This is a genomic window from Oculatella sp. FACHB-28, from assembly GCF_014696015.1.
GTDB lineage: Bacteria > Cyanobacteriota > Cyanobacteriia > Elainellales > Elainellaceae > JAAUTN01.
Genome location: NZ_JACJPJ010000042.1, coordinates 13,849 through 28,592 on the forward strand (window position 1 = coordinate 13,849; position 14,744 = coordinate 28,592).

Consider the following 14,744-nt stretch of genomic DNA (forward strand, 5'->3'; position numbering starts at 1 on the left):
GAAAATGCCATTGAGAATCTCTCTGAAATCGACCTCTACTGGATGTCCGAAGCCTTTAGGTTGAGGCAAAAGTGGTTTCAAGATTGTCCACTCGGCATTACTCAGGTCGTTCGCACAAGGTTTGCGTTGAGGATTTGCAATCTCAGGTAGCCATGAAGATGATTGGCAAAGGTCAAGTCAAAGGAATCCATCAAGGGGCTAGTGTATCTCAAGCGAGGTTTATCAGCGAACTCTTTGGAGTGATTGCTTGAAGCAATGCGAACAAGGCCAGTTCATTTGTCACTTAAGAATCTTTGCGACACAACCGTTCAATGTCCCTTGCGTAAGTCCTGATTTTGTTTGAACGTGTATTTCTAGCCACAACTTCCTTGCTTTCTTCGGTCTATGCTCATCACCGATTAAGCACTGAGATACGCTTGTGAGACTGAAAAACAAAGTTAGCTTTATCACCGGAGCCGGATCAGGAATTGGACAAGCCACTGCTGTCCAGTTCGCCAGTGAAGGTGCGATTGCAGTCGTTGTCGATCGCAATTTAGAATCTGCTAAAAAAACCCAACACTTAATTGAACAAGCTGGCGGAGTCGCTCAAGCCCTCGTCGTTGACATAACCCAGGAACAGCAAGTTGCTGATGCGATCGCCACTACCGTCCAACAATTTGGACAATTGGACATTCTGCACAACAACGCAGGGGTTTCCGTTCTAAAGCCCATTACGGAAACGACAGAAGCCGATTGGGATTTTTTGTTTGGGGTCAATCTCAAAGGGATGTTTTTTGGCTGTAAGCACGCCATTCCTTACATGGTGCAGCAGGGAGGTGGCGTGATTATCAACACGGCATCTGAACTGGCAATCATGGGTCAGGCGCTTTACACCGCCTATTGCGCGACAAAGGGAGGGGTTTTAGCCTTTACGCGAGCCCTATCGGTGGAATGGGCAGCGAAAGGCATCCGGATTAACGCCATCTGTCCGGGACCCGTTGACACTCCCATGCTACAGAACGAGTTTATTTTGGCAACCGATCCCGGTGCAGAAGAAGCTGCCACGATTCAATCTATTCCAGCAGGGCGGTTAGGAATGCCAGAGGATATTGCTCGCGTTGCCGTTTTTCTTGCCAGTGAGGATGCCGCTTTCGTACACGGTGCGGCGATCGTAGCAGATGGTGGACGAACCATTTTTTAATTTCACAATAGGAACACTATGACCCATCGTGTAATGTCTTCAAGGTTGTTTTCCCGTCGGTCGTTTTTGCGGTCTGCTTCACTATCGGTTGCAGCGGCGATCGCCATGGCCAGTTGCAACCGCCAGACTGCCAGCACTTCAGAGAATGCTTCAGAATCCTCTCAAAATCGCTCTCTGCACATTGGTATGAACCTCTGGGCTGGCTTCATGCCCTGGAAAGTTGCTCAAGAAAAAGAACTGTTTAAAGCAAACAATATTGATGTAGAAGTAACCTGGTTTCCCGTTCTGTCGGATCAGCTAACGGCATTCAATAGCGGCAAGTTAGATGTGGCAGGCATTACGCTGTCAGATGCCATAACGGGATTTGCCAACGGATTGAAGACGAAAATGATTGCCATTACCGATTTTTCCCTTGGAGCCGATGCAATTTTGGCAACTCCCGCTGTTAACTCAATACAGGATTTAGCAGGGAAGAGAGCTTCTGTAGAAATTGGAACGGTTGGACATTTGTTATTTCTAAAGGCGTTAGAGGAAGCGGGAATCCCTGCGGATCAGGTGGAAATTGTGAATCAAGCAGCAGATGCAGCAACGGCTGCATTGATTGTAGGCAAGACTGATGCTGCCTATTCTTATGAACCATTTGTGAGCCAGGCGGTACAGGAGGGCAAAGCAAAAGTAATTTTTTCCAGTAAAGATATTCCCGGGCTGATTCCTGATGCGCTAGTAGTGCATGAGAAGGTGTTGGAAGAGCGACCAGAGGCAGTGCAGGCGTTAGTCAAAACCTGGTATGAAACTTTAGACTACCGCAAAGCCAATTTAAACGAAGTGTTACCCATTGAAGCGGAGCAAGCGGGTGTTTCGGTGGAAGAATACAGCGCCATCCTAGAAGGGTTCGCATGGTTAACGCCCGAGCAATCCCTCAAAGCATTTGAGATGGGTGAAACAATGGAGTCTATTCCCTATTCTGCAAATGTGATTGGTGACTTCATGCTAGCTCAAAAGATGGTCACCAAACAGCTTGATTCCATTGAAGCTCATATCGATCGCCGCTTTGTTGAACAATACTTGAAAGGCTAACAAAACTTTTGCGGCGCTGTATGACACACAGCACCGCAAAAGTTTATTAAAAAAGCCCCGCAGAGCAGCATTACGGTAGGGGGTGCATAGGCTTAGCCCCCGCACCCCGTTCTAACCTGAACTCGTACCAGCATAACGCTTTAGCTTTGGACTGATTGCCAACAAATTCACCAACTCATAAGCAATCGTTGCTGCCGCAAGAGAAGTAATTTCAGCGTGATCATAGGCAGGCGCAACTTCCACCACATCTGCTGAAATGACAGAAAGACCTGCCAATCCTCGCAATACACCTAACAGCTCACGACTGGTCATTCCCGCCAGTTCTGGTGTGCCAGTTCCCGGAGCATGTGCCGGATCAAGAACATCCACATCAATAGATAAATACAGGGGATAATCACCCACTCGCTCTCGAATGCGTTCCACTACTCCTGCAATACCGATGGTTTCAAACTCGTCGCAATGTACAGTTCGAAACCCAAGTTCTTCATCTTGCGTTAAGTCATTACGGCTATAGAGAGGACCGCGAATTCCCACATGCATCGAGGCGCTGTCCAAAAATAAGCCAGCCTCCGCTGCCCGTCGAAAGGGAGTGCCGTGAGTGTAAGGCGCACCAAAATAGGTGTCCCACGTATCGAGATGGGCATCGAAATGCACCAATGCTACTGGACCATAGCGATGGTTAATCGCTTTCAGGAGAGGGTAGGCGATCGTATGGTCACCACCTAAACTGACGATCGCCCCACACCGTTCCAGTAAATCGGTTGCAGCCGCTTCAATCTGCTGAATCGCTTCATTGATGTTGAAGGGATTGCAAGCGATATCTCCCGCATCTGCAACCTGCTGTACCATAAACGGCTCAGTATCATAAGCCGGGTGGTAGTGCGTCCGTAAATGCCGGGAAGCTTGACGAATCGCCTGTGGACCAAACCGCGCGCCGGGACGAAAACTCGTACCCGCATCAAAGGGAATACCAACGATCGCCACATCACAACGAGGCACATCCCGCAGTTCGGGCAATCGCGCAAACGTGGAAGCCCCTGCATAGCGAGGCAAGATCGTACCGTTAGTGGGTTGAATTGGGTTTAAATAGGGTTCTTGCATGAGGATTGATTGATGCGAAACATTGATATGAAGCGGTTTAACCATTAAGACAGATAGCTGTGGAGGCGGGTTTAGCGGTTCGCTCAATAACAGAGCGAACAAATTATTTGCTAAACCTGCCCCTACATACCATTCGCTATTTCCCATTCGCTATTTCATCATTGTAGAAACGGGTACTTTTACCTGAAACGCTTGCCGAACCGCCTCTGAAATTCCCTTGATCACATGGTTTGCCATCAGTTCTCCCTTTTCCGGGGTTGCGGCTTTTGCAGAAGAAAGTACCCCCGATGCATGAACCCACTCAGAACATTGAGGAAACATATCATAGAGCGGAAACTCACTGGGGGGAACGTCGGGAATCAGATGTAGCCTGACTAATTTAGGGTGAAAATGCATCATCAATGACGTTTCCATCACCGCCGCATGTTCCAGCGCAAAACCAGGAAAACCATCGGGAAACACTTTGTCTAGAATATCTGGTGTCAGAAAATCCCAATACTCTACTCGCATCACTTGTAGAGCTGATGCACTTCCCACATCCCGAACGGCTAAATCAATTCCTTCCGTGAGAAACCACTGATTCTCATAGTGTCCGTTCAGCACGACGATTTTAGTTGCCCCTTGCCGCGCCAACTCCCGAATGACATCTCGCACCAGTTGGCTCAAACTATTGCCATCTAAACTCGTCGTTCCTGGAAAGTGCTGCCCGCCACCCGATTTCGGCTGGGACTTGTAGCCGTAGCTAACCGTTGGCGCAACGATGCCATTAATTTGCTCTGCAATACCTTGAGCAACCGAGGTACTGATCAACGCATCCGTTCCTAACGGCAAATGGGGACCATGCTGTTCCAATGCACCGCAGGGAAGCAAAACGATCGCATCCTCTTCTTGCAAACGCTGTTGGTATTCAACCCAACTCAACGAACCCATCATCAGTGGATGCATAAAACACTGGCTCCCCTTTCAAAAATCGGTTTGTCAAAGTGACTTTATCAAATGAGGCGAAGTACTCACTTGCAATTGCTCAACTCAGAATAGAAGTACGAACGCAACTGTTTATGTAATTCCTGATACTTAAAAAAAGTTAGTTTTACTAAATTCACAATAACCTTAAGCTTAAAATCAACAATAAAGTCTTGCTTCTATTTTGAAGTTAAGAATTCAGGAATATTTATTCCCCTTAATTGCGTTTATAGTAAAAGCAAAAATTTATAACTGTTCATCTTTACCCTCCTAAAAATTCAACCCAACACATACTTGTATTCTGCTTTCAGCAGTTTCATCACCACCTGAGACTCATAACGAATCACGCCTGGAATTTGATGGAGCTTCGTGTAAAAGGCTAATAGTTCATCATGTGTGCCAAAGAAAACATCAACCACAATGTTGTGATGCCCTGCCGTTACTGCAACAAACTGGACCTCTTCAATTTCAACTAGGGCTTCTGCAACGGCATCAATTTTGCCGTTTTCCACAAACAGTTGAACAATCATGACGTGCGGTGTTCCCAAGTGCTCTGGGTTCAGCGTTGCGTGAACTTTCACAACTTTGGATTGCAGAAGCCGCTGCACTCGATAGCGAGCAGTTGCCTCTGGAAGGCTTAACCGTTTGGCGACTTCCGTAAACGACATCCGCCCATCAATCTTCAATAACCCAATAATGTCACGATCCAGATCATCTAGTGCAAAGGGAGGTGTAGAGGCGGAGTTGGTCTGGGGCATAGCACTAGAAAAATACAGTAGAAAATCACAACTTTTGAGCTTTTAAGTTGCTATATTAGCAGCTTAAAACAACTCTCTTGCGATTGTATTACAAATAACTTTTTTGGATTGCTGCTTTCCTTAAAGTGAAGCTCAAAAGTTAGGATTTTGATGGCTGACAAGATGTCGATCGCCTATCGCAAACGGCTAAAACAACTCAATCTTCAGTTTGGCGTTTGTTAAATTTCTACAGCCAGGCATGTTTTGAAAAACTATTAAACTTGTCATTAGTCGAGATATCAGATAGTGAAAAATACAGTTTTAATTAAAAATGCCACCATTCTTCCATTCACATTGCAAACTGATGGTTCTCTCGATTTAGAACCGCAGATTGCAGATGTGTTAGTGGAAGGCGATCGCATCTCCCAAATTACGCTTAACATTGAATCTACTTCAGCGGATGCACAGGTAATTGATGCAACGGATCAGCTTTTGATTCCCGGTTTTGTCAATGCCCACGCTCATTCGGTTGAGATTTTAGAGAAGGGAAACCACGAAGCATCTCCGCTAGAGCTGTGGATGTTGTATACCTACCCACCTTTGCGATCACAACACCTTGATCCACGTTTGTGCTATTTGCGGACGATGATCGGTGCGTTAGAAATGGTGAAGTATGGCGGCACAACGATTCAAGATGATCTGATCGAGTTGCCTTATGTCACCCCAGAAACCTTCGATGCGGTCGCTCAAGCCTATGTCGATGTGGGAATGCGAGTTAGTCTCTCACTACACACGATTAATAAACTGCTCCATGACACGATTCCTTATTTGGGCGATTTCTTGCCACCCGATGTCAAACACGATTTAGAGACAACGAAAATACTCTCTGATGATGAGTGGGTAGACCTGTTTCAGTACGCTCATCAGAAATGGCAGGGCTATCAGGGATTGGTGACAACGGTTCTGGCCCCTTCTGCATCGCAACGAGTTACACCTGAGTTAATGCACCGGATCGCTTCCCTATCGGAAGAGTACGATCTACCCATTCACACTCACCTATTGGAAACAAAAACTCAGGCAATAACGGGACTTGAACTGTACGGTGAATCTGTCGTTGCTTATGCCAAACGACATGGAATACTGACCCATCGAACAGCGATCGCCCACGGCATCTGGCTCACTCCGCAGGATATTGAGTTAATTGCAGACGCAAACGCGACGGTGATTCATAACATTGTTAGCAATCATCGTTTGTGCAGTGGCATTGCGCCGATTCGAGAGTTGATGGATGCGGGAGTCAATATTGCATTGGGGTCAGATGGCATGAGTTCCAATGACTCGTTCAATCTGTTTGATGTCATTAAAGCCGCAGGACTAGTCCATTCTGCAATGGATAATCCCTACGATCGCTACCCTAAAGCCGCAGATGTATTGAAGTGGGCGACCTACGGCGGAGCGAGATCGGCACTGTTGCACAAGGATGTGGGAGCGATCGCACCAGGCATGAAAGCAGATTTTGTCCTATATGACCTCAACACCTTAAGTTTTACGCCCCGTCATCAACTGCCGATTCATCTGGTTTACGCCGAGAATGGCAGTTCCATTCGCAAGGTGTTTATCAATGGTCAGCTAGTCGTCGAAAATGGGCGCGTTCTCACTGTGAATGAGGCTGATGTTCTGGCGGAGTTTCATGAGCGGATGCCGGAATATGCCAGCTATCGCAAGGAGATCTGGCAGCAAGCCGAGCGAATTCACCCTGCGATCGAAAAAACTTTGTCCACTGCTCTCAATCAACCGTTCTCAGTCAACCGTTTTAGCCGTCCCCAATATGCTTCGTAAACTGATTTGCAATGCAACAGTTCTCCCCTTCACACAGCAGGCAGATGGCAGTTTGGATCTGTCACCTCAGTCTGTGGATGTTTTGATGGAGGGCGATCGCATCTCCCAAGTTGCTCCTAATCTGGAAATTGCTGCCGATCAGGTAGTTGATGCGACCAATCTTTTGTTGACTCCTGGATTTGTGGATGCCCATACTCACACCACTGTTGGCATTTTAGAGAAGTGTGGCTATGAAGCTCTGCCGCTGGAACAGTGGATGCTTTATTTGCCTCCCAACGAAAAGCTAAGTTCCCGTGTGCATTACCTCTGTACCATGGTCGCTGCCCTGGAAGCGGTGAAAAACGGCACGACCACGATGCAGGACGACATTTATGCCCTGCCCTACACGCCTCCCGAAATGTTTGAGGCGGTTGCCCGGGCCTATGTCGATTTGGGAGTGAGAGCGAGTTTATCACTGCACGCTATCAATAAGCCCCTTCACGAAACCGTTCCCTACCTAACGGATCAACTCAAGGACGAGCAGAAACAAAGCTTTATTGCGGCAAGCTTCTGCACTCCAGCAGAATGGGAAGCGATTTTTCGACAACTGTATCGGGATTGGCAGGGTCAGGCAAACCTGATTACAACAATGCTAGCTCCCTCTGCCTCACAGCGCGTCACCCCGGAATTAATGTACCGCATCGCTGCATTGTCTGAGGAGTTCAACGTTCCCATTCATACTCACCTGTTAGAAACTCGAATGCAGGCAGTCACCGGATCAGAATTCTTTGGTGAATCCGTGATTGCTTATGCAAAACGACACGGAATTCTGACGCACCGAACCACGATCGCCCACGGGGTCTGGTTATCCCAGGCGGATATAGATCTTGTGGCGGACGCTGGAGCAACGGTAGTTCATAACGTGGTGAGCAATCATCGCTTGTGTAGCGGCATTGCACCGATTCGTGAGTTAGTTTCCAGAGGTGTGAATGTCGCGTTGGGAACGGATGGCATGGACAGTTTTAACCTGTTTGATGTGATTAAAATGGCAGGTTTGGTACATTCTACCGTCGATGAGAAACACGAATCCTATCCCAGAGCAGTGGATATTCTCAAATGGGCAACCTACGGCGGAGCGCGATCGACATTATTGCAGAATCAAGTGGGGGCGATCGCTCCGGGTATGAAAGCCGATTTTGTGCTGTACGACCTCAACTCTTTGTCGTTTACCCCTCGAAATCAGCTACCGATTCATCTGGTGTATTCTGAGCGGGGGCGATCGATTCGGCAGGTTTATGTGAACGGGCAGTTGATCGTGAAGAACGGACAGGTTTTGACGGTCAATGAATCCGATCTTTTAGCAGAATTGAGCGAACATCTGAAGGAATACTATGCCTACCGTGAACAGTGGCATCAGCAAAGCAAAGCATTGCGTCCGTTAATGGATGCCGCATTTCAAAAGATGCTCACTCAACCTTTGCCTATTCAGCGGTTTAACGTCGCCTATGGTGATCACAGCCATGCATCGATGCGTGTTTCTGAAGAAGCTTTGCAAATGTCTTCCTAAAATCTAGTCAGTTGTTTAATCAACTCCAGGGTTTCTCTCGATTGGGTTTAGTTTGCTTCAGTTTGCGGTAACTTTCTCCCTTATCTTTGTAGCTTGGCACGATTATGAATAACCAGGATTTGAAATTAAGCACAGGGAAAGTTCTATAACGGAAAAATGTAGCAAATCTTGTAAAGACTACTTTCTCAGTCTGCTTGACTGATGAAATTAAAAAGTTGGAATGCGGCAGAGAACGGTGAATTCACGATTAAGAGCATCACCGAGTTGACGTTTGGAGGCAAGGGATGGTTGCGGGTCTAGAGCGCTGGAAAGAAACCGATGGACTTGGATGTCTGACTGCTGAGTAATGGCGAGCCTAATCCAGTTCCACCCTAGTTTGAGATAACTCATCTCCCAGTTCCAATCAGCATCTACCTGCAGCCGTTGCCTAACGCCACGACTTGTACCCCTGCAATACGAGAAACAAGGTGGTTAGGGCAGTCATCCCACACCATTGGGTCAGGGCAAACCTGCCCCGCAGTCGGGAGGACTCCAAGTTGAATCTATTCGACTTGAAATCCGAAAACGATTCCTCCACCTGAAATCGCGGACGATACTGGACGAAAGTTTGCAGGGTTATGGGTTTATCACTGACAATCACTCAAAGCGCCCTACTCGACTGGTCATGAGCAAAAGTGAGATAAACGTCTGGGTAAGGGTGGTTTTACCAATCGATTCAATTGGGGTGAAATAAGCCGCTCCGGGTGCAAGGAGATTGACGACACCTTGCGCCACTGACTCGCCAAGTGGAACTGAAACGACTGTTTGATCCGGACACGAGATGCCAATCCAGGTTGTCCTTGAGATACTTCATCAACTTACTATTGGCAAAGCTTCGGTCGGCTAGCAACACAACCGGGATGCCGTTTGACAGTAGGCGTGCGGTTGGTTGCAAGACCTGTTGCAATGTCCACAATCAGATCGTACTACTGGATTGGGCAACAATCCGCCAGGCGATAGGAAGGGTTCTGCCGCGATAAGACCACACCAACCCAAAGGATACAAAAGCGATTCCATACCAGCGTTGTATTCAAGCTCAGATACAATTGCTCCCGCTTCCATCGAGATAGGGCTTGCCGCAACAGCAAATGATGTGCCTGAAGACATTGATTCTTCGGTCGGATAGCCATCGTCGAAAGCACCGTTGATGCGATTAGGCGAATTTGGTACGCCTGAAAACATACACCCTGAATCTGTTGAGATGCCTATTCTGGCTTTGAAGGATGGCAATGATCATCTAGCATAGGGTCTTCAAGTGACGGACATCTTGCCACTGGATGTCATTTTGACACAGAAAGTCATGCAACGCATCATAGAGTCGGGCGTGAGAGCCATCGTCTTTACGGTTGGGTGTGGTAACTTTTCAGCATAAACCAGGCTCCTCTTCCCTCCTAGCTTGCGTTTCTCTGCTTAGAAGTTTTGTCAATCAATCAGATTCCTCCAGTAAAAGCTACTTGAGGAGACTACTCTGTTGTCCGACAGCATAAGAGCTAAGGAGAGTAGTTACCTAAGCAGGTAGGTTAACTACTCTCCTTGTCCAATTAACAGGTAATGTTTGGGAACCACCAAAGCATTACCTGCTAATTGCTTCGCCTCTAACAGGGTTAATTCTAGCTATCCTTGATCACCAGATTATAAAAGGTTCTCTTAGCCTACTTTTGATCTCAGTTATGTCAAAGGGATGACTAAGTTTGAGATCCTACTGCCTGTTGAGCCAACTCTACTGTTAAAGTAAGAATGGGACGTAACTTATCAGACTGTTCCTGTCTATTGTAGGACTGAGCTTGCATGTGACGAGAATGGTGCATTGCTAGTGCGGCTGAATCCAATACATGTCCTGGCACTTGTTTTTCGTATAGGTATGTAATGAACATTTTCCGAAGGATATGTGGTGTCCCGGGTACATCAAGTAGCCGATAGAATACCCTCCGGATTAACTCCTTCAAACTGCTGGCTTTGAAAGGCTTGCCATTAGGTTGGGTGAAAAAGTACTGGTGGTTAGGGGCAAAAACTTGTCGCCAGTGATTTAACCATTCATCTATATAGCCGTAGAAGGTTTTCCCGTCAGGGTAGCGTACGTTCGGTACTTCCCCCCACCAAGTGCCATAGGTATTACCTGTTTTGTAGTCTGGGGCTTCTAAACGGATATACCACTTTGCATTTTCAGGATTAGCCATACGCTTTTTTGGTGTAAAATGAGAGCCATTCAGTTCTCCCTGAACCAATGTTTTTCCTTCAACCAATTCGCGATAGGTACGCTGGCGATCTGGTGGCATAAGGGTCATAAAACTCAACAGTAAAAAACGTTGCTTACTTTTTCCCATAGCACATTGAGACCGTTTGCTCCCCCCCTAACTCGCTCTAAATCTGCTTCTACACGCAGATGCTGTTCAACTGCCTTTAGTAGTTCTGTCCACGGCACCATCTTCTCGTCAGGATCCACGACGTTAGATGTATTCTTACTCTGCTTGGTTAGCTCACGACTGAGTTTTCTAAGCCGCTGCACTGCTGGAATATCCTTAAAGTTGTTAGTATTGTCTTGGTCTGTTTGTGAACGATAAACGTACTTAGCAATAACAATCCAAGCCCAGATAATATTCAACTTGGAACCAGGATGCAATTTGGGATTGCCAGATATTCTAGAATCTCTGCAATTGAGGTGCTTTCGCACATTTTCCTCAACTTTGTCTGCCGCCCGTTTCGCAGCGTCCTTAGCAGACCCTGGTTTGTTAATCGATTGATCAGGACCACTGGTGTCTTCTATAGAGGGACGCAATTCGACAAAGGGTACCAATGTTTCTAGCTGTAAATCAGCAAGAGGCACACCTTCTACCCGGTGAAGCCAGCCCAGAATCCGCAATACTTCGTTCTGATGCTTATCTGCTGAAACTTCTCTCAGCGATTCCCCCATTCTGCCATCTATCATGGATTTCCAGAAGTCAGCTAGTTGAGTCTGCAAACAAGGGTTGATAAAATCACCTTCTACTTTCCCTAAGGCAAAGCTCCTTTTCTGCAGTTTTTGCTCACGATCTAATTCTGATGATTCTTGAAAGCTGCCCTCCGTAGATTTTCTGTCAGTTAGTCGAACCTTATTGAAGGGATCCTTGCCCTCCACCTTCTTAGAGAAACGGTATTGAGTAGTTGTGGAGCTTTGAACCACAATTGGCTCAAACCATCCCTGATCGTTAGTCCAATCCAAAAGTTTGCCGAGATAGTGCCGATTTCGTTTCCGCAATCCCTGAAAGTATTTTTTCCGGTCTTTCTGTGGTTCTGTGTTTTCAAGCTGCTGAATTACCTGTTCCAAAACTTCAAGTGCTGTTTGAAATTGAACCAGCCCTATAGACTCTGCAAACTTGATCCCTGCCTCAATCTCACGGGAAGACAATCGCTCTGACAGAGGTACAGGACCACCCCATCCAGGAACCGTGTATCGTACCAACGCGGTTTGAATTAATCGAATCTCTTGTTGAGCTTTAGCAGGGTCTAGGGTCGCCCGCAGATGGCGTTGGTAATGTTCTAAAAGTTCCTCCACTGTTGTAGGAGGAGCCATAAAATTAACAGTTCCAACTGCTTCTAAATTTTCATCAGTAGTCATAAAATCTCCTGAGCAATGCTCAAAGTAAAAGTGGACAACTGCCCTCACTCCTCGTGAATCGGCAAGTTAAAGCAGCACGACTGTTGCTAGTGCCTCAAGTTTGAAAACACTGTGCAGTCGCACGCTTGTGCAGTGATTGCGATTCCGGAGGGGGCAAATACTAACTGACTAATCACCTCTATGTGAGGTGATTAGAGCGAAGCTGTCATGAAATGCAACTAGGCTGAAACCCATACAGGTGGAGGGATGAAGAGCAGTTTGCATGTACTAAAAATTTCTTGTATCCCTCCTTTGCCTCTACTGGCTAACGAATTTACGTTGTTTCAGGCTTGGGATTCGGTTTAATTGCATTTCATGACATTTTTTATTGCATCAAGAAATTGAACCGCGAGCCGAATTGCTTCTCTCTGTTCAGAGCGACAATTCTTACGGGAATCAGAACTAGATACGTTTTTTGGGGCAGTCTCAACCTCCAGCTAGTGAAGCAATCGAAGCTCCAGTGCGATCAAACAATAGATCGCTTGGTTGAATTAGTCAACCCAAGACTTTGGATATCTTCTAGCAAATATTTGCGCGTTTTTTACGAAAAAATATTATGCAAGAGCAAGCAAAAATTGAAAATCAAAAAGAGAAACTGTTTAGTATTAACGGCTATAGCTAATACTTGCTCTTTAATAAGAGAAAAGCAGAAAAGTCGCGCTGTGTAGGAATTCTGCAACAAACGTGAAGCTTAAAAACTATAGAATTAAGAGTAGAAAGTGGTGCACCTAACAAATTTTAAGAAGTTTTTCTGATGTAATGATTAAAATGCTGTAATGCAGGTCGATCAATTGAATTTTAAATTCCATATTTTAAAGAAGCATAGTAATATCAGAACAACTATTAAGTAAGAAAACTTTTGATTAATCCTGGTCCTCATCAATCATAATTTATAATCTTTATTTGAATTTGCAATAAGCTAATTCAAATAAAGATTATAAAAGTTACTCTGAGAGCAAAGAATGATGGCAAACCTTCATTTCTATAAGGAAAATAGCTCAGGAAAAAGCTTTTAATAGACTAGATGCAAGGATGTCAAAAACACGGTGGTTAGTTAACAGGCAGTCTACTGTTTTGCTTTTTAATTCGGATCAAACCGTTGCTTCTCCTTCACTTCAGCCCTAACGACATCGAGTAGCCTTCTTGCAACTGCGCGTTTCGTAGTCTTCGTTGATTTGGGGAGAGTTGAAAAAGCTTTGATCTTGTAAGCAGTTTTGATAATAGATATTAGGTGTTAGACAGCTTGGGGGTGCTAGACAGCAATGTCTCTAGCTAATTAGACTATTTCTGGTGTGTATTTTTGGAGAGCGTAAGCCACTTTTGAACTGTAGGAGGTTTGAATTATAGGTTGAGTTGGTGAGCGTTCAATGGGTTTAGCCAAGACGAAAGAAGAGGTAATCACTCACTTCTGAGCCAAGCTCGACGTTATCTATTTAAAATGGAAATGGCAGTTAGGACCTGAACAAATAGCTCATTCTGTAAGTTGCAGCGAAGAGAATGGTTGCTGAGGCTGAAGCCTTCAGGTCAGTTGTTTTAGCGATCGCTCTAATGTATGCCTGATCGATTAGCTGAATTAATCCATCTTCAGTTATTTTTGGGACAGTTGATCCTACAGAAGCTTGATCTTGCGTTGATGTGGGCTGCTTTCAGTGAGAATGAGATACTTGCCTTTTTTTCCACTGCTGTGCAAACGCAACCCTCCCCTCCCAAGTCTTCTCTAGCTCCTCCTCAGTCTGGGTTGCTCAATCTTGAGCCATAGAGGTAACGTTTGGTTAAGTGGAGATTCGGTAGCGACCTAACCCGTCATCGGCGTAGGACATCATCAGAGGAGTAATTCTTCAGGTTACACAAAGCTTAAAAATGCAACGACGGGTAGGAGTGTCTAAAGTTAAGTTCAAGTTGTCCAGGAAGACTGGCAGGGAGTGAGTGGCATCGACACCCTGTTCAATCAGGGGCACCCAGTGCCATCCATGTCGTGGTTTAACTCAAGCTTTTATCGGTGAGGAGACTAAAACTTGCTACGGCTTTCAAAGCAGCTTTAGCTAGGTCTCTAGCGCCAAGCTCATGACATGGGCGAGTCTACTCAAAACGTTCAACCCTTGGGCGATCGCCTGTGGGTTGAAAAGTATGGGCAATGATGCAGCGATGCAGTAGAATCTTGAGTCAATTACTGCACGGAGGTTGAATCATGTCAGAACCAATATCCAAATCCGTTAACCAGACCGTCATCAACCTGCTTACCGTATTAGCACAGCAGGGCGATCCGGAGGCGATCGCTGCCCTTGAGCGGGGCAATAGTTCTGATGGTGAATCAGAGCCAGTAGAGGGCGCTGAGGCTAGCTCGGTGAGGATCATGCTCGATACGGCAGATACCGATTACCTCATTACCGAGCATGGTGCAACCGCAGTGCCGAAGTCAGACCAACGGGAGACGGATAGTCTCTAAACCTTTATCTACGTCAAACTTTGTAATACCGCTTATCCAGTGTGGCTTTGACTCTTTGCACTACGCCTGCTTTGGCAGCGGTTTGACGTAGCGCCGTTTTATCAGACCGAGGCAGTATGGGTCAAACAGATTACTACTCATTCTGTCCCTGTACTGGCGTAGTACCATAACAACGCAATCGC

12 protein-coding genes and 1 pseudogene are annotated in these 14,744 nt (G+C 46.2%); 5 read left to right on the forward strand and 8 right to left on the reverse strand.

The window, feature by feature from the left end; translation table 11 throughout:
• Positions 1-141: pseudogene (locus H6F88_RS34320) on the reverse strand (IS5/IS1182 family transposase); the annotation flags it as partial.
• Between the two features lie 277 nt (positions 142-418).
• Between H6F88_RS34320 and H6F88_RS06270 the strand changes: the two are divergent.
• Both H6F88_RS06270 and H6F88_RS06275 read left to right on the forward strand, forming a co-directional pair.
• Complete coding sequence (locus H6F88_RS06270; protein ID WP_190641889.1) at positions 419-1,180, forward strand: glucose 1-dehydrogenase; 762 nt, start codon at positions 419-421, stop codon at positions 1,178-1,180.
• A gap of 18 nt (positions 1,181-1,198) precedes the next feature.
• A complete protein-coding gene (locus H6F88_RS06275; RefSeq protein WP_190641890.1) occupies positions 1,199-2,257 on the forward strand; it encodes an ABC transporter substrate-binding protein in 1,059 nt (352 codons plus the stop codon).
• Positions 2,258-2,368: 111 nt separating this feature from the next.
• Here H6F88_RS06275 and speB read toward each other — a convergent pair whose 3' ends face one another.
• The 3 genes from speB to H6F88_RS06290 all read right to left on the reverse strand — a co-directional run bounded on the left by speB (position 2,369) and on the right by H6F88_RS06290 (position 5,079).
• Positions 2,369-3,358 carry an agmatinase gene (speB, locus tag H6F88_RS06280; RefSeq protein ID WP_190641900.1) on the reverse strand — a complete coding sequence of 330 codons (990 nt, stop codon included), beginning with the start codon at positions 3,356-3,358 and terminating at the stop codon, positions 2,369-2,371.
• A gap of 150 nt (positions 3,359-3,508) precedes the next feature.
• Positions 3,509-4,303 (reverse strand): creatininase, encoded by a 795-nt coding sequence (locus H6F88_RS06285; RefSeq protein ID WP_190641891.1) that lies wholly within the window; start codon positions 4,301-4,303, stop codon positions 3,509-3,511.
• Between the two features lie 296 nt (positions 4,304-4,599).
• Complete coding sequence (locus tag H6F88_RS06290) at positions 4,600-5,079, reverse strand: Lrp/AsnC family transcriptional regulator (RefSeq protein ID WP_190641892.1); 480 nt, start codon at positions 5,077-5,079, stop codon at positions 4,600-4,602.
• A gap of 285 nt (positions 5,080-5,364) precedes the next feature.
• Here H6F88_RS06290 and H6F88_RS06295 point away from each other — a divergent pair, with 285 nt between their 5' ends.
• Positions 5,365-6,897, forward strand: coding sequence for an amidohydrolase (locus H6F88_RS06295; RefSeq protein ID WP_190641893.1), 1,533 nt, complete (start codon positions 5,365-5,367; stop codon positions 6,895-6,897).
• Positions 6,887-8,443, forward strand: coding sequence for an amidohydrolase family protein (locus H6F88_RS06300; protein ID WP_190641894.1), 1,557 nt, complete (start codon positions 6,887-6,889; stop codon positions 8,441-8,443). Before H6F88_RS06295 ends, H6F88_RS06300 begins: the two co-directional genes overlap by 11 nt.
• 207 nt (positions 8,444-8,650) lie before the next feature.
• On the opposite strand, the gene H6F88_RS06305 is transcribed toward H6F88_RS06300, so the two are convergent.
• From H6F88_RS06305 to H6F88_RS06320, 4 genes are all read right to left on the reverse strand, one after another.
• A complete protein-coding gene (locus H6F88_RS06305) occupies positions 8,651-8,833 on the reverse strand; it encodes a hypothetical protein (RefSeq protein ID WP_190641895.1) in 183 nt (60 codons plus the stop codon).
• Positions 8,834-9,079: 246 nt separating this feature from the next.
• Entirely contained in the window at positions 9,080-9,217 is a 138-nt protein-coding gene (locus tag H6F88_RS06310; protein ID WP_190641896.1) for a hypothetical protein, read from the reverse strand.
• Positions 9,218-10,167: 950 nt separating this feature from the next.
• The gene (locus H6F88_RS06315; RefSeq protein WP_206756426.1) at positions 10,168-10,767 is read right to left on the reverse strand and encodes a site-specific integrase; all 600 of its coding nucleotides are present in this window, start codon (positions 10,765-10,767) and stop codon (positions 10,168-10,170) included.
• A gap of 5 nt (positions 10,768-10,772) precedes the next feature.
• Positions 10,773-12,077, reverse strand: a complete 1,305-nt coding sequence (locus tag H6F88_RS06320) for a hypothetical protein (RefSeq protein ID WP_190641898.1) — start codon at positions 12,075-12,077, stop codon at positions 10,773-10,775.
• Positions 12,078-14,304: 2,227 nt separating this feature from the next.
• Here H6F88_RS06320 and H6F88_RS06325 point away from each other — a divergent pair.
• Entirely contained in the window at positions 14,305-14,562 is a 258-nt protein-coding gene (locus H6F88_RS06325; RefSeq protein ID WP_190641899.1) for a hypothetical protein, read from the forward strand.
• Positions 14,563-14,744 lie beyond the last annotated feature (182 nt).